The following is a 15,371-nucleotide window of genomic DNA, read 5'->3' as shown; positions in this document are numbered from 1 at the left end:
CCGCAGAAGAGCTGGCGGAACTACTTCGTGGTGCCGCCGAGCAGCCCGTTGAGCAGGCCGGGCACGAGGCCCTCCTGATTCGCATCGCCGAGCAGTCCACCCACGACCGGGTCTGTGACATCGGCCAGCGCAGGTGCGTCAGCGGTCGGTGTCGACGAGAGGACGACGATCGGCCTCGGGGCCGGGGCCGGAGCCGCCGGCTCCGATGATGACGACCTTGGGCTGTTGGGGTTGGGGTCGTCCGCAGGCTTGTCGGCATCGGTCACCGGGCCACCGGTTGCCGGGGTTGCCTCGGAGAGGCCGGTGGCAGTGCTGACGAGCTGCTGCACGTCACCGCTCACACAGGACGCACACAGCGACGATGCTTGGATGGCGAGATCGCTGATGGTGGCTGTGGCGGCGTCGAAGGATTCGTCCGCGCCAGGCGGCAGCTGTGCTGAGAGTGCCGAGAGGTCGGCAGCGGACGCGACCGCAAAGTCGTTGACCTCGCTGATCGACGTCTGCTCGCCGCTGTCGGTGTAGTGGCCGAACAGCGAGGTCGAGCCGGACTCGGCTCGTGAGGCGAAGTCATCAAGCGTCTGCGAGATGAGCTGCTCTGAGCCGTTGTCGGCGCTCAGCTTGCTGGCCTCGGCCAGGCGTTCGGATGCCTGGGCCAGCTGGAGGGAGCCGCGTGAAGCGTCATCGCGGTGCAGTGCGAGCTCCACGGACTCGACGCCGCGTTTGACCGGATAGAGCATCTCGCCAGGGACGGCCGAGGCGCTGGAGGAGACCAGTCCGATGACTCCGGCGGAGGCGACAACCGCAGACGTGAGACCGGCGACGCGGCGGCGCAACGGGCGGGTCTCGCGGGCCGGAGTCATCACCGTGCGAGAGGGAGCCTTGATCGGGACGAGCGTGGTCGCGGCCTCGCTCATGAGCTGTGTGCGGAGCGAGTCCCGGAACTGCATCGACGGCTCGACCGCTGCGGCCTCGCAGATGCCCTCGACGAATCTCACGAGCTCCGCGATGTGCTCATCGCGGGGTGTGCGGCCGCTCCAAGCCTCTTCGAAGGACTGGGCGTCGTCGTGGGAGCGACGGCCGATCATGACGCGCTCCTCACTGCTGTGGATGTTCTGGGGTGTTCAACGATTTCCGGGCATCCGAGGTTACGGTCAAATGACAGGACATGGTTTGTCCGGTGAACAATCATCGCGCGTCCTCCGGCATCGTCTTGGCAAGGCTACGGACGGCCCGTAGCTGGAGCTGTTTGATGGCCCCTTCGCTGCGCCCCAGGGCCGCTGCGGTCTGGGCGATCGACATGCCCTGGATGAAGCGCATCAGGATGCAGTCGCGTTGCTCCTTGGGAAGTGAGTTGACGGCCTCGAAGAGCATCTCGTTGGAGATGAGCGCAAGGACCTCCTGCTCGGGGCTGCAGGCCGTGACCTTGCCCTCGGGGATGGTCTCCGTGACGATCTCGAGCCGAGAGCGGCTCGACTTGAAGTGGTCCGCGACGAGATTGCGGGCGATCGTGGTGAGCCACGCCCCGAAGTCCTTGCCCTGCCAGTTGAACCGCTGGATCGCGCGCAGCCCTCGCACGAACGTCTCACTCGTCAGGTCTTCGGCCAGCTGCTGGGAACCGACGCGGTAGTAGACGAATCGGAAGACGCCCGACACGTAGTGGTCGTAGAGCTGACCGAACGCCTCGGCGTCGCCTTCCTTGGCAAGGTCGACGAGGGCTCGGAGGCGGGTGGCTTCGGGGTCGTGCTCGTCCCGCGGGCTGGGGGAGCCGTTGGCGGGGGCATAGGCCGGTGAGTCCGCGACCGACAATGCAATGAGGAGAGAGCGGTCATCGAGGGTCGAGAGGGCAAGCGACAACGCGACGCGCAGCGCACTTGTGGTGCTTCTCACCAGGCCCTCCCTGATCACCGGAATTCTAACCCGGGAGCGGCAAAGTGTCAGTGCCTTAGTTTTTTTGCGTGACGCAGCACACGCCACGTCCCACCCGCTGCAACCGCAGCGATGGCGCCCTTGCCGCCGAACAGGGCCACCTTGCGACCGGTGCGGTAGTCGCGGATCCGCCAGCCATTGGCCCTGGCGTGTGAACGCAGGGCAGAATCCGGGTTGACCGCGCACGGGTGGCCGACGAGCGACAGCATCGGGAGATCGTTGCTGGAGTCGGAGTATGCAAAGCACTCGTCGAGGACGAGCCCCTCGCGCTCGGCGATGTCCCGGATGGCCGTCGCCTTGCCCTCTCCGTGCAGCATGTCGCCGACCAGCTCACCGGTGTAGACGCCGTCGACATGCTGGGACACCGTCCCCAGAGCGCCGGTCAGACCCAGGCGCCGCGCGATCACGGTCGCGATCTCGACCGGAGCGGCGGTGACGAGCCACACCCGCTGCCCGCGATCGAGGTGCCACTGCGCGATCGCGCGCGTGCCGGGCCAGATCTTGTGCGCCATGTTCTCGTCGAAGATCTCCTCACCGATCTCCTCGAGCTCGGTGACCTTGTGACCGGCGATGAAGGCAAGTGCCGACGAGCGCGCCTTGGCGATGTGCTCGGGATCCTCGACGCCGGCGACGCGGAAGTAGAACTGTTGCCAGGTCGCCTTGAGGATGTCCTTGGTCGTGAAGAATTCGCGGCGGTGCAGTCCGCGGGCGAGGTGAAAGATCGAGGCGCCCTGCATGATCGTGTTGTCGACATCGAAGAACGCAGCCCCGGTGAGGTCGGGCTGGGTCGACAGCGCGCTCTCCATCTCCGAGGCCGAGGCGGAGGCCTGGCCTGAGAGGACCGATCGTGACTGCAGATTTCTCGGCTGATCGGGTCGCGCGTCCCGTGGCATGCAACCGAGACTAACGCCCTCCGGGTCGCACGACCTGTGGTTGACTCGGGGCGTGACAGTCAATGTCAGCGACTACCTCCGTGACGCTGCGTCGAGCGACCCGGAAGGGGTCGCGCTGGTCGAGCATCGCCATGAACGCCGCGAGGTCACCTGGCGCGAGCTCGACGACGCGGCGGATGCAGTCGCCCGGGGCCTGTCAGCGCGCGGACTCGTCGCCGGACACCGGGTCGCCGTGGTGATGGCCAACCGGGTGGACCTGCCGATCGCGTATTTCGGGGTCCTGCGCGGCGGCATGGTCGCCGTCCCGATCAACCCGCGGTCGACGACCCGGGAGATCGGCCGCATGCTCAGCGACTCACGGGCCCGCCTCGTGCTGTGCGATGAGTCCGGGGCCACACAGGTGCGTGAAGCCGTGACCGACGATCACCAGATCAGTGTGATCGTCGACGGCACAACACCCCAGGAGGGCGAGACCGCGTTCGAGGCGTTCCTCGCCGGTGCCGGTGGCACAGACCCGGCGGCTCCGGCCGACGCGGAGGCGCTGGCCGTCATTCTCTACACCTCGGGCACGAGCGGCAAGCCACGCGGTGCCATGCTGACTCACCGGGCACTGATCGCCAACATCGAGCAGATTGCCCGGCTGGACCCGCCGGCAATGACCTCCGATGACGTCTGTCTCGGTCTGCTGCCGATGTTCCACATCTATGGCCTCAACTGTGTGCTGGGTCAGGCCGTACGCCAGGGCGCGCGGGTCCTCCTCGTCGACGGATTCGACCCCGGCGGGTTGCTCGACCAGATCGTCGCCGAGGGCGTCACCAACATTCCCTTGGCCCCGCCGGTCGTGGCTGCCTGGGCCGGGCGGGACGACCTGCGCGAAAAGCTCGCGGGTGTCACGCTGATCCTGTCTGGTGCCTCAGCCCTTGATCCGGACCTGGCAGAGACCTTTCTCGCGTCCTCGGGCAAGCACATCGAGCAGGGCTACGGTCTCACCGAGACCGCCCCGGTCATTGCGACGACCCTCGGCTCGGCGCGAGCAGCCGACACGTCTCCCAAGCCGGGATCGGTCGGACGTACGCTCCCGGGAATCGACGTGCGGATCGTCGAGGCCAACGGTGAGGACTCCCGAGCCGGGGACCCGGCCGAGATCTGGGTCAAGGGCGACAACCTCTTCTCCGGCTACTGGCCCGAGGGGGTCGACGGCCCGCGCGAGGACGGTTGGTATCCCACGGGTGACATCGGATTCCTGGATCGCGATGGCGACCTGACACTTGTCGACCGTCTGCGTGAGCTCGTCATTGTCTCGGGCTTCAACGTCTACCCGTTCGAGGTCGAGGACATCATCGCCGAGGTGCCAGGCGTCGTCCAGGTCGCGGTCGTGGGGCTGCCCGACGAGGAGAGCGGTGAGGCGGTCGTGGCCTTCGTTGTTCCGGAGGACCCCAAGGCCGATGAGACCACAGTTCGCGAAGCAGTCGAGGCGCACTGTCGGACGCGTCTGGCCCGATTCAAGCAGCCGCGCCGGATCGTGATCGTGCAGGGCCTCCCGCACTCGGCAACCGGCAAGGTCGCCAAGGGTCGCCTCCGGGCGCTGGCTCGCAGCGAGACGCTCGGACTGGACGCTCCGTGACGATCGCGCACGCCGACGACGCGCGGGTGGTGGTCTACTCGCGGCCGGGCTGCCACCTCTGCGAGACCGCCGAGGACTCGGTCGCCGAGATCTGCGCCGAGACCGGAGACACCTGGGCCCGGGTCGACATCACGACGGATGAGGACCTCACCTCGCGATTCACCGAGCAGGTGCCGGTGACGTTCGTCGACGGGTCCCAGCACGACTTCTGGCGGGTCGATCCCGTCCGTCTGAAGAGGGCACTGGCGCGCTCGCGAGGGTGAGATGCGCGTGGGAGGCGCCCTGCTCGCGGTAGTGAAGTAGGTCACGTGTCTCGCGGGGTTTCGACCGGCTGGCGCCTGCGGCGCGCACGGCTCAACCCCGTTCGGCGCTCTCTTGCTGCGCTCGTTCGCCCTCACGATTTTGTTAACGCGTTCACAAACTCTTAAACTGGGGACGCACCGTGCGCCAGTCCCGACAGGGATAATCCCCGGCCGTGCAGTGCAGGAGCACCGTGACCATACTTCGCAGCCCCCTCGCGGACGGCAGCGCCCGTGGCATTCCCGATGCCACGGTTGCCCGCCTGCCGATCTACCTGCGCGCTCTCAACGGGCTGACTGAGCAGGGCGTCGCGACATGCTCCTCCAATGATCTCGCCGAGCAGGCGGGGGTCAATCCGGCCAAGCTCCGCAAGGATCTGTCCTACTTGGGTTCCTACGGCACCCGGGGCGTCGGCTACGACGTCGAATATCTCCGCTACCAGATCGCTCGCGAGATCGGACAGACCCAGGACTGGGATGTCGTCATCGTCGGCGTCGGCAACCTCGGCTCGGCTCTCTCGGCCTACCAGGGATTCAGCACGCGTGGCATCCGGGTCGCCGCGCTCGTCGACGCCGACCCCGACCGGGTCGGCACGATCGTCTCGGGCATCACGGTCTCCTCGCTCGACGACCTGATCACGATCGTCGAGGACCGGGCCATCTCGATCGGGGTCATTGCGACTCCGGGCACCGCCGCCCAGGAAGTCGCGGACCGGCTCGTCGCCGCAGGCATCACGAGCATCCTCAACTTCGCCCCCGCCCTCGTGCAGGTGCCCGACGGCGTCGACGTACGCAAGGTCGACCTGTCGATCGAGCTGCAGATCCTCGCCTATCACGAGCAGCGCAAGGCCGGCTCGGACAAAGCGGGAGGGGCGGCATGAGCGAGCGAATCCCGACGCCTTCGTATCGTGGGCTTTTGTCGGAGGTGGCGGCCGTGAGCGAGCGAATCTTGAGGGCAGGGATCATGCCGACGCCTTCGTATCGTGGGCTTTTGTCGGAGGTGGCGGCATGAGCGTCTTGGTGGTGGGCATGTCCCACCGGTCCGCGCCGATCCATGTCCTCGAGCAGGCGTCTCTGGACACCGATGCAGCCGTCAAACTCTCCCACCTGGTGCTCGAGACCCCGTTCGTCACCGAGTCGGTCGTCATCTCGACGTGCAACCGCGTTGAGATCTATGTCGAGGCCGAGCGTTTCCACGGCGCCGTCGAAGAGGTCTCGCGCCTGCTCGCCGAGCACTCGGGGCTGGACCGCGACGACTTCGTCCGTCACGTCTACGTCCACTTCGACGAGGCCGCCGTGGCCCATCTGTTCGGTGTCGCCGCCGGCATGGACTCGATGATCCTCGGTGAGAGCCAGATCCTGGGGCAGGTGCGCGATGCGCTGCACAGTGCGCAGGCTGAGTCGACTGTGGGGTCGGCGCTCAACGCGCTGTTCCAACAGGCCCTGCGCATCGGCAAGCGCGGTCACGCCGAGACCGGCATCGACCGGCTTGCGCCATCGATCGTCACGGCGGGCCTCGACGCGGCCGGCCCGGTCGTCGATGCCGAGGACACCCGCTTCCTCGTCGCTGGTGCCGGCACCATGGCGAGCCTCGCGGTCCGCACCCTGATCGGCCGCGGCGTCCCGCCGCACCGGATCATGGTCGCCAATCGCACGTTCCAGCGTGCCTATGCCTTGGTCGCCACGTTCGGCGTCAGCGCGGTCCGCTGGGAGGCCATGGATGTCGAGCTGTCTGCGACGGACGTCCTGGTCAGCTGCACCGGTGCGACCGGCGTGGTGTTCGACCGCGAGCGGATCGCCGCTGCCAGCGGTGGGCGGCGCATGGCGTTGATCGACCTGGCCCTGCCCCGTGACATCGATCCGGGAGTCCGGGATCTCGGCGGCGTCGACCTGATCGACCTCGTGGTGCTCGCCCGGCTGGGCGAGAACACCGAGCTTGCCGCCGATGTCGCTCAGGTGCGGGCGATCGTCGAGGACGAGGTCCGTACGTTCCTGGCGGCCAAGGCCGCCTCCCACATCACACCCACCGTCGTGGCGCTGCGCACGATGGCGACAGATGTCGTGGCCGCTGAGCAGGCGCGGCTTGCCGCCCGGCTGCCCAATCTCACCGCGGATGAGATGGCCGACGTCCGCAAGGCCCTGCACCGCGTCGCGGAGAAGCTGATCCATGCTCCGACCGTCCGTGTCCAGCAGCTCATCGACGGGCCGGCCGGGTTGACCTATGCCGATGCGCTTGCCGACCTCTTCGCCCTCGACCAGTCCGCTGTCGATGCTGTGACCCGGGTCAAGGGGGAGTCGTCATGACGTTCCCCGTTCGCACCACAGTTCGTCTCGGCACCCGTGGATCTGCTCTCGCGCTGACCCAGTCCGGCCTGATCGCCGATCGCCTCCGTGAGACCGGCGTCGAGGTGGAGCTCGTCACGATCTCCACCGAGGGCGACCGGAGCTCGCAGCCGCTTGTCGAGCTCGGCGGCCAGGGTGTGTTTGTGGCCTCGTTGCGCGAAGCGCTCGTGCGTGGGGACGTCGACCTCGCCGTGCACTCGCTGAAGGACCTGCCGACGACCCCTGACCCGCGCCTCGTGCTGGCCGCAGTCCCCGCGCGCGAAGACGCCCGCGATGCCCTGGTGGCGCGTGACGGACTGACCCTCGGCGAGCTGCCGCAGGGTGCCCGCGTCGGAACCGGTTCACCGCGGCGTGCGGCGCAGCTCAACGCACTCGGCCTGGGCGTCGAGGTCGTGCCGATCCGCGGCAACGTGGACACCCGCATCGCCAAGGTTGCCTCCGGTGACTACGACGGGGTGCTCCTCGCCCGTGCCGGGCTGCTCCGTCTCGGCCGCGCTGGCGAGGCCACCGAAGTGATCGATCCACTGCAGATGCTCCCCGCCCCCGGGCAGGGAGCGCTTGCCTGCGAATGTCGCGCCGATGATGACGCGACGATCCACCTGCTCAGCGGGCTGGACGACAGCGACACCCGTGCTGCCGTCACCGCCGAGCGCAGCCTCCTCGCCACCCTCGAGGCAGGCTGCAGCGCACCTGTTGGCGCTCTTGCCGAAGTCGCCTGGGGCGACGACGGCGATGAGCTCTGGCTCCGTGCCGTGGTCGGGAGCGTTTCCGGCTCGCACACCATCCGACTGTCCGCGACCGGCTTGCCATCTGAAGCCGCCGCGGTCGGGGAGCGTCTCGCTGCCGAGATGCTCGCCGAAGGCGCAGACACCCTTGTGGCTGTCGTCTCCTAACCCCCAGGCAGACCGAGAAAAGGACCACCGTGACCATCACCACTGCGATGCGAGAAGCACCGTCCGCGGCTCGACCGAACCCCCGCAAGGCCGTCCGCGGCCATGTGAGCTTCGTCGGTGCCGGGCCAGGCGATGCCAGCCTGTTGACGGTGCGCGCGGCCGAGCTGCTCGCCCAAGCCGACATCGTCATCACGGAGCTGCCTGACCAGGCGGCTCTGGTCACCAACGGCGCCGAGATCATCGACGGCGGAGTCGGCGAGGACGGCGTGCCACTGACCCACGCCGCTCGTGGCCGACTCGTCGTCAAGCACGCCAAGACCGGCTCGCACGTCGTCCGCCTGATTGCGGGCGACCCGTTCACCTACGCAACCGGACCCGAGGAAGCCGTCGCCTGCAGCAAGGCCGGCATCGGCTTCGAGATCGTGCCAGGCATCTCGTCGGTCTCGGCCGTGCCCGCCTATGCGGGTGTGCCACTGACCAACCGGACCCACCGTGAGTATTCCGTGGTCAGCGTCGGCGACGCGTCGATCAACTGGTCCGAGCACGCGACACATGACACGCTCGTCCTGCTGTCCGCGGTTGCCCGGATCGGCGAGGTGGCCAGCGGCCTCGTCGCGGCCGGCCGACCCGCCGAGACTCCCGTCGCCATGACCCGGGTCGGCACGACGACCGAGCAGACCACGGTCGTCTCGACACTGGCAGACATCGCGGTGGACGCCAAGGCCGCCGGCATGACCGCCCCGGCCATCACGGTCGTGGGGCAGGTCGTCACGATGCGCGAGGCGCTGTCGTGGTTCGAGACCAAGCCGCTGTATGGCTGGCGCATCCTGGTGCCGCGCACCAAGGAGCAGTCCGCCGGGCTCGCAGCCCGTCTCCGCGGCTTCGGCGCGCTGTCCGAAGAGGTCCCGACGATCTCGGTCGAGCCGCCGCGCAACCCGCAGCAGATGGACAAGGCCGTCCGCGGCCTCGTTGAGGGCCGCTACGAGTGGATCGCGTTCACCAGTGTCAACGCGGTCAAGGCCGTTCGCGAGAAGTTCGAGGAGTATGGGCTCGACGCCCGCGCCTTCTCGGGCCTCAAGATCGCGGCCGTCGGCGACAAGACCGCCGAGGCCATCGCAACGTGGGGCATCCGTGCCGATCTCGTCCCGAGCGGCGAGCAGTCGGCCCGCGGTCTCCTCGAGGACTGGCCGCCTTACGACGACCTGCTCGACCCGATCAACCGGGTCTTCCTTCCTCGCGCCGACATCGCGACCGAGACCCTGGTGGCCGGTCTCGTCGACCTGGGTTGGGAGGTCGACGACGTCACGGCCTACCGCACCGTCCGGGCCGCCCCGCCGCCGGCGCCGACACGCGAGGCGATCAAGACCGGCAAGTTCGATGCGGTCATGTTCACCTCCTCGTCCACGGTCCGCAACCTCGTGGGGATCGCCGGCAAGCCGCACACGTCGACGATCATCGCGTGCATCGGCCCGGCGACCGCCAAGACCGCCGAGGAGCACGGCCTGCGGGTCGACGTCCTCGCCGAGTCCCCGTCGGTCGAGGTGCTGGCCGAGGCGCTCGCCGAGTTCGGCGCCGTCCGCCGGCTGGCGTTTCTCGACGCCGGCGAGCCGGTGACCAAGCCCTCGCAGAAGCGTCCGTCGACGCGCCGCAAGGCTTAGGTCGAGGAACACATGAGCTTTCCCGCCGACCGTCCTCGTCGCCTGCGCCAGTCGCCGGCGATGAGGCGGTTGGTCGCGGAGACCCACGTCCAGCCCTCACAGCTGGTCCTGCCGATGTTCATCGCCGAGGGACTCAGCGAGCCGCGGCCGATCACGAGCATGCCCGGCGTGGTGCAGCACACCCGTGACACGGCCCGCAAGGCGTACGCGGAGGCGGCGGCTCTGGGTCTCGGTGGGGTGATGCTGTTCGGCGTGCCGGAGCGCAAGGATGCCCAGGGTCGGGTGCGCTCGACCCCGACGGCATCCTCAATGTTGCCCTCGCCGACGCCCGGGCCGAGGTCGGCGACGACCTGCTCGTGATGTCCGACCTGTGCCTCGATGAGTTCACCGACCACGGCCACTGCGGTGTGCTCGATGCGCAAGGCCGGGTCGACAATGACGCGACGCTCGAGATCTATGCGCAGATGGGCGTCGTGCAGGCGGCGTCTGGGGCACACATCGTCGGGCCCAGCGGGATGATGGATGGTCAGGTAGCGGCTGTACGTTCGGCTCTCGACCTCGCCGGGTGGCCAACGGTCGCCATCATGGCGTACTCAGCGAAGTATTCTTCTGCCTTCTACGGCCCCTTCCGCGAGGCCGTCGGTTCGTCACTCCAGGGCGACCGCAAGACGTACCAGCAGGATCCGGCCAATGCCCGTGAGGCGATCCGTGAGGTGCTCCTCGACATCGAGGAGGGGGCAGACATCGTGATGGTCAAGCCTGCGCTGTCCTACCTCGACCTGATTGCCAAGGTTCGCGCGACGGTCGACGTGCCGGTTGCGGCCTACAACATCTCCGGCGAGCTCGCGATGGTCGAGGCCGCCGCCGCCAATGGTTGGCTCGATCGCGAGCGCACGATCGATGAGATCATGCTGTCGATCCGTCGGGCCGGCGCGGACATCGTGCTGACCTACTGGGCAGCCGAGCTCGCGACCCGTCTGACCCGCTGACCAGGACGTAGGCAAGGGCACGCAACGAGAAAGGGCCGCTCCCATCAGGAGCGGCCCATTCTCGTGCGTCTGTCAGCTGAGCAGCGAGGTGATGCAGTTGGTCAGTCGGAGCACGTCGAGCACTGAGACGCCGTCGGCGATGCACTTGGCCTTTGCCTCGGCCCACGTGAGAGTGGACGAGCCGCCGCCGGTGCTGCCTCCCGTGCCGCCGCCGGTGACGTCGTCGACAATGCCGCCGACCAGATCGGTGCCGCCGCCGGTGGTGCCTCCACCAGTGCCGCCGCCGGTGCCACCATCAGTGCCGCCGCCGGTGCCACCACCTGTGCCGCCGCCCGTGGTGCCTCCACCTGTGCTGCCGCCGCCCTTGCTTGGCTTGGGCTGGCTGGCCTTCTTCTCGGCCTGCCTGGCGTTCTCGCGCTGACCCGGGGTCAGCGTCTGATCGTAGGACGAGGAGGTCAGGACCGAGGCCGTGGAGTAGCCGTTGGGTGACTGGGTGAAGTCACCCTGGGCGTACTTGCTGGAGATCGAGAGCACCAGATCGACGTAGGAGTCGGAGTGGTTGTAGCGCTTGACCGCTGAGGCCGCACCCGAGCGTGAGGACAGGTCGCCCGAACCGGCGCACAGATAGATGCCGGCCGATGTGGCGGCGTCGTCGATGTCCTGCGGGTTCTTCTTGTCGTCGTTGTCGGAGTCGACGCCGACGCTCTTCCAGGTGCCCGGGATGAACTGCATGGGTCCGACTGCACGGTCGAGTACCGGGTCCTTGTCGAGCGCTCCGCTGTCGGTGTCGGAGATCTTGGCGCGGCCGTCATTGCCGTCGAGGGGGACGCCGTAGATGCCCGGCTTCGCGACCCCGTCGGCGTTGAGGGCATTGCCGCCGGTGCGGCCGTGATTGGACTCGACGCGGCCGATCGCAGCGACGAGGTTCCACGGGAGGTTGCAGGACTTGTCGGCCTTGCCCAGCAGGGTCTCGGCCCGACGGTAGGCGTACAAAGCGGCGGCCGGGATGCCGTTGGTGGACAGGGTCGACACGGTGCCGTTGAGGCCGGCCTTCTCGTCGATGCCCGCCGGAGTCGGCTGGACGCTGGCCGGATCGTCGAACGCCGTCGCGGGGACGGAGGGGATGTCGGAGACGGTGCTGCCACCGGAGGCCGTCGCCAGCTGAGTGCTCGAGAGCGCGGCTCCCCAGGCTCCGACCAACAAAGCCATCGGAACAAGGACGCTGGCCTTCTGCCAGCGTGTGAGCTTGCGAACTCCCATAACGTGCCCTCCCATGCAGCCGCGACAACCGCAGCATACGGTAAACCGATGTTACAGCAGCCCGGCGCGGCCGCATAGTCCAATGGACGTATCGACAACGAAGCCGACACCCCTCAGGTTACGCCCAGACGACGCCGCCGACCCATCGAGAATTCGATTGAGGACAATGGAAGCGTGACGTCTCACCCCGCCTCAGAGCAGCTGTTCGACCGTGCCCGTGCCGTCTCGCCGGGAGGGGTCAACTCGCCCGTGCGTGCTTTCCGCGCTGTGGGTGGCACCCCGATCTTCATGCGGTCGGCCGCGGGCGCGTGGCTCACCGACGTCGATGACAACCGCTATGTCGATCTGGTCGGGTCATGGGGACCCATGCTCCTGGGCCATGCCCACCCCACGGTGCTCGCCGCGGTGGCCGAGGCCGTGGTGCTCGGCACCTCGTTCGGCACCCCCAGCGAGCCCGAGGTCCTGCTCGCCGAGGAGATCGTCGGGCGTACGTCGGTCGAGTCGGTGCGGATGGTCTCGTCCGGTACCGAGGCGACGATGTCGGCGATCCGACTGGCCCGAGGTTTCACCGGGCGCAACAAGATCGTGAAGTTCGCGGGCTGCTATCACGGTCATGTCGATGCCTTGCTTGCCGAGGCCGGCTCCGGCGTCGTGACGCTCGGCCTGCCCGAGACCCCCGGTGTCCCAGCACACGTCACGGCGGACACGATCGTGCTGCCCTACAACGATCGTGCCGCGGTCGACGCCGCCTTCGAGGCATATGGCAGTGAGATCGCGTGCCTGATCACCGAGGCCGCGCCGGGCAACATGGGCGTTGTCCCGCCAGAACCCGGCTTCAACCGATTCCTCGCGGAGACCTGCGCACGCAACGGCGCGTTGTTCATCAGTGACGAGGTCATGACCGGATTCCGGGTCACCCGCTCCGGGCACTGGGGCCTGGACGGCGACCCCGAGGGGTGGCAGCCCGATCTGGTGACGTTCGGCAAGGTCATGGGTGGCGGCTTCCCGGCGGCGGCGTTCGGGGGCCGGACCGACGTCATGCAGCAGCTCGCTCCGGTCGGGCCCGTCTATCAGGCCGGAACGCTCTCGGGCAACCCGATCGCCACGACCGCGGGACTCGCGACGCTGCGACTCGCGGACGCCGAGGCATACGGCCGGCTCGACGAGGCCTCGACCCGGCTCCAGAGTCTGGTCACTGATGCGCTCAGCGCTGCCGGTGTGGCCCATACGCTGCAGAACGTCGGCAACATGTTCAGCGTGTTCTGGGGAACAGGCGGCGCCCCCGTGACCGACTTCGCTGGGGCGCAGTCGCAAGAGGCATGGCGTTACAAGCCCTTCTTCCACGCGATGCTCGACGCCGGCGTCTATCTGCCACCGAGCGCATATGAGTGCTGGTTCGTCTCGGCGGCGCACGACGCGGAGGCACTCTCTAGAATTGCCGAGGCACTGCCCGCCGCGGCTCGTGCTGCCGCCCAGGCCCACCCCGAAAGCTGAGGAACCCGATGAGCGAACGTACGATCGTGCACCTGATGCGGCACGGTGAGGTCGAGAACCCTGACGGGGTGCTCTACGGCCGGCTCCCGGAGTACTTCCTGTCCGAGCTGGGTCACAAGATGGCCGAGACCGTGGCCGAATGGCTCTCCAAGAACGAGATCGTGCACCTCGTCGCCTCGCCGCTGGAGCGTGCTCAGCAGACCGCCGAGCCGCTGTCGAAGATTCTCGAGGTGCCGATCCACACCGATGACCGGGTCATCGAGGCGGCCAACCTGTTCGAGGGCAAGACCTTCGGTGTCGGTGACGGGGGGCTCAAGCGTCCGCAGAACTGGTGGATGCTGCGCAATCCGTTCCGTCCGTCCTGGGGTGAGCCCTACAAGGAGATCGCGGCCCGCATGCGGCTCGCGGTCGACGACGCGCGTGAAGCCGCTCGTGGCCACGAGGCCGTGATCGTGGCGCATCAGCTTCCGGTCTGGATCGCGCGTCGGGCATACGAGCAGAAGAGCTATGTGCACGACCCGCGCAAGCGGCAGTGTGCCCTGGCGAGCCTGACCAGCCTGACCTTCGACGGCGACCAGTTCGTCGGGTTCACCTACAGCGAGCCGGCCGGCGACCTCATCCCGGCGGCACTCCGTAACAAGTTCGCCGGCGGAGCATGACCTCTCGGCCTGGCGCGCGTGCGCGCGTCGCTGCGGCGGTCGGCATCCTGGCTCTGGTTGCGGCCTGCGGTGGTGAGGGCAAGGACCGCAACACCGATGGCTTTGTCAGCGGCGACGGCACGATCACCAAGGTCGACGTGGCTGACCGCAAGAAGGCGCCGGTGCTGGAGGGCGACGGCATCGACGGCAAACCACTGTCGACCGCCGACTTTGCCGACAAGACCATCGTGGTCAACGTGTGGGGCCCTTGGTGCGCGCCGTGCCGGGCCGAGGCATCGGACCTGAAGCTCGTGTCCGAGGAGTATGCCGACAAGGGCGTGCAGTTCGTCGGCATCCTGAACCGGTCGGATCGGGACACAGCTCTGGCGTTCAATCGTACGAAGGACATCACCTATCCGAGCTTCGACGACCAGGGCGGAAGCCTCGAGCTGAAGTTCGTCGACAGCCTTCCGACGCAGGCGATCCCAACCACGTGGATCATCGACGACGAGGGGAGGGTCGCCGTGCGCATCATGGACGAGGTGTCGGCGTCGACCCTGGCCAACTTGATCGACGATGTGCAGAAGAGCACGTCGTGACGGACTGGTTCCAGGACACGATCTACTCCGGCAATCTCCTCCTGGCGGCGCCCGTCGCGATCCTCGCTGGGCTGGTCTCGTTCTTCTCCCCGTGTGTCGTGCCCCTGCTGCCGGGCTACCTCTCGTATGTCTCGGGGGTCGCGGCCCAGGATCTCGAGACGGCTCGCCGCGGACGGCTGCTCGCCGGCGCGTTGCTCTTCGTCCTTGGTTTCACGGTGGTCTTCGTGCTCGGGGGTGCACTGTTCGGCTCGGTCGGCCTCGAGCTGGAGAAGTATCAGCGCGAGCTGTCGATCGTCACGGGAATCCTGGTGATTGCCATGGGCCTCGTCTTCATCGGCCTTGTTCCGTTCCTGCAGCGCGAGACCCGGGTGCACGCGGTGCCGGCCGTCGGGCTGGCGATAGCGCCGGTGCTCGGGGTGTTCTTCGGACTCGGTTGGACGCCGTGCATCGGCCCCACTCTCGCCGCGGTGCTCGGGCTGTCGTTTGCGGCAGACGACGCGTCAGCCGCCCGAGGAGCCTTCCTCGCGTTCACGTACTGCCTGGGGCTCGGCATCCCGTTCGTGCTGGCGGCGCTGGGCTTCGGTCGCTTCATGCGCGCACTCTCGTGGTTCAGGCGCCACCAGCGAGCGGTCTCCATCGTGGGCGGTTCCCTGCTGATCGCGGTCGGGATCATGCTCGTGACCGGCCTCTGGGACCACCTCGTCGGTGAGATGCAGAGCTGGGTCAGCGGATTCCAGGCGCCGATATGAGCGAGC

Annotated in this window: 14 protein-coding genes and 1 pseudogene; 11 read left to right on the top strand and 4 right to left on the bottom strand. The window is 67.9% G+C overall.

Going from position 1 to position 15,371, the window contains the following annotated elements:
- Positions 1–20: 20 nt before the first annotated feature.
- The 3 genes from WKF39_RS07395 to WKF39_RS07385 all read right to left on the bottom strand — a co-directional run bounded on the left by WKF39_RS07395 (position 21) and on the right by WKF39_RS07385 (position 2,819).
- A complete protein-coding gene (locus tag WKF39_RS07395) occupies positions 21–1,085 on the bottom strand; it encodes a DUF5667 domain-containing protein (protein WP_340386900.1) in 1,065 nt (354 codons plus the stop codon).
- 100 nt (positions 1,086–1,185) lie between these two features.
- Positions 1,186–1,887: a sigma-70 family RNA polymerase sigma factor gene (locus WKF39_RS07390; protein WP_340386898.1), complete on the bottom strand. Its 702-nt coding sequence runs from the start codon at positions 1,885–1,887 to the stop codon at positions 1,186–1,188.
- Positions 1,888–1,934: 47 nt separating this feature from the next.
- Positions 1,935–2,819: an HAD-IB family hydrolase gene (locus tag WKF39_RS07385; RefSeq protein ID WP_340386896.1), complete on the bottom strand. Its 885-nt coding sequence runs from the start codon at positions 2,817–2,819 to the stop codon at positions 1,935–1,937.
- 52 nt (positions 2,820–2,871) lie between these two features.
- On the opposite strand from WKF39_RS07385, the gene WKF39_RS07380 reads away from it, so the two are divergent.
- From WKF39_RS07380 to hemB, 7 genes and pseudogenes are all read left to right on the top strand, one after another.
- A complete protein-coding gene (locus WKF39_RS07380; RefSeq protein ID WP_340386894.1) occupies positions 2,872–4,443 on the top strand; it encodes an AMP-binding protein in 1,572 nt (523 codons plus the stop codon).
- Entirely contained in the window at positions 4,440–4,706 is a 267-nt protein-coding gene (locus WKF39_RS07375) for a glutaredoxin family protein (protein WP_340386892.1), read from the top strand. Before WKF39_RS07380 ends, WKF39_RS07375 begins: the two co-directional genes overlap by 4 nt.
- Before the next feature lie 230 nt (positions 4,707–4,936).
- Positions 4,937–5,623 (top strand): redox-sensing transcriptional repressor Rex, encoded by a 687-nt coding sequence (locus WKF39_RS07370; protein WP_340386890.1) that lies wholly within the window; start codon positions 4,937–4,939, stop codon positions 5,621–5,623.
- Positions 5,624–5,750: 127 nt separating this feature from the next.
- Entirely contained in the window at positions 5,751–7,046 is a 1,296-nt protein-coding gene (locus WKF39_RS07365; RefSeq protein WP_340386888.1) for a glutamyl-tRNA reductase, read from the top strand.
- A complete protein-coding gene (gene hemC / locus WKF39_RS07360) occupies positions 7,043–7,978 on the top strand; it encodes a hydroxymethylbilane synthase (protein WP_340386886.1) in 936 nt (311 codons plus the stop codon). Before WKF39_RS07365 ends, hemC begins: the two co-directional genes overlap by 4 nt.
- Before the next feature lie 47 nt (positions 7,979–8,025).
- Positions 8,026–9,636 carry a uroporphyrinogen-III synthase gene (locus WKF39_RS07355; protein ID WP_340386972.1) on the top strand — a complete coding sequence of 537 codons (1,611 nt, stop codon included), beginning with the start codon at positions 8,026–8,028 and terminating at the stop codon, positions 9,634–9,636.
- Between the two features lie 12 nt (positions 9,637–9,648).
- Positions 9,649–10,625 (top strand): annotated as a pseudogene (gene hemB, locus WKF39_RS07350) (porphobilinogen synthase).
- Between the two features lie 72 nt (positions 10,626–10,697).
- Here the strand turns inward: hemB and WKF39_RS07345 are convergent.
- The gene (locus WKF39_RS07345; protein WP_340386884.1) at positions 10,698–11,885 is read right to left on the bottom strand and encodes a lytic transglycosylase domain-containing protein; all 1,188 of its coding nucleotides are present in this window, start codon (positions 11,883–11,885) and stop codon (positions 10,698–10,700) included.
- Positions 11,886–12,059: 174 nt separating this feature from the next.
- Here WKF39_RS07345 and hemL point away from each other — a divergent pair, with 174 nt between their 5' ends.
- From hemL to WKF39_RS07325, 4 genes are read left to right on the top strand one after another with little or no spacing between them, the layout of a single operon-like run.
- Positions 12,060–13,379, top strand: a complete 1,320-nt coding sequence (hemL, locus tag WKF39_RS07340) for a glutamate-1-semialdehyde 2,1-aminomutase (RefSeq protein ID WP_340386882.1) — start codon at positions 12,060–12,062, stop codon at positions 13,377–13,379.
- 8 nt (positions 13,380–13,387) lie between these two features.
- Positions 13,388–14,038, top strand: coding sequence for a histidine phosphatase family protein (locus tag WKF39_RS07335; protein ID WP_340386880.1), 651 nt, complete (start codon positions 13,388–13,390; stop codon positions 14,036–14,038).
- On the top strand, positions 14,035–14,616 hold the full coding sequence (locus WKF39_RS07330) for a TlpA disulfide reductase family protein (RefSeq protein ID WP_340386877.1): 582 nt from the start codon (positions 14,035–14,037) through the stop codon (positions 14,614–14,616). The genes WKF39_RS07335 and WKF39_RS07330 overlap by 4 nt, the downstream gene beginning before the upstream one ends.
- The gene (locus WKF39_RS07325; protein WP_340386875.1) at positions 14,613–15,365 is read left to right on the top strand and encodes a cytochrome c biogenesis protein CcdA; all 753 of its coding nucleotides are present in this window, start codon (positions 14,613–14,615) and stop codon (positions 15,363–15,365) included. The genes WKF39_RS07330 and WKF39_RS07325 overlap by 4 nt, the downstream gene beginning before the upstream one ends.
- Positions 15,366–15,371 lie beyond the last annotated feature (6 nt).

The organism is Aeromicrobium sp. (genome assembly GCF_037719875.1).
In the GTDB taxonomy this organism is placed as follows: Bacteria; Actinomycetota; Actinomycetes; order Propionibacteriales; family Nocardioidaceae; genus Aeromicrobium.
Note: the sequence above shows the minus strand (reverse complement) of the source record. Positions and strands in the feature narration are given on the sequence as shown.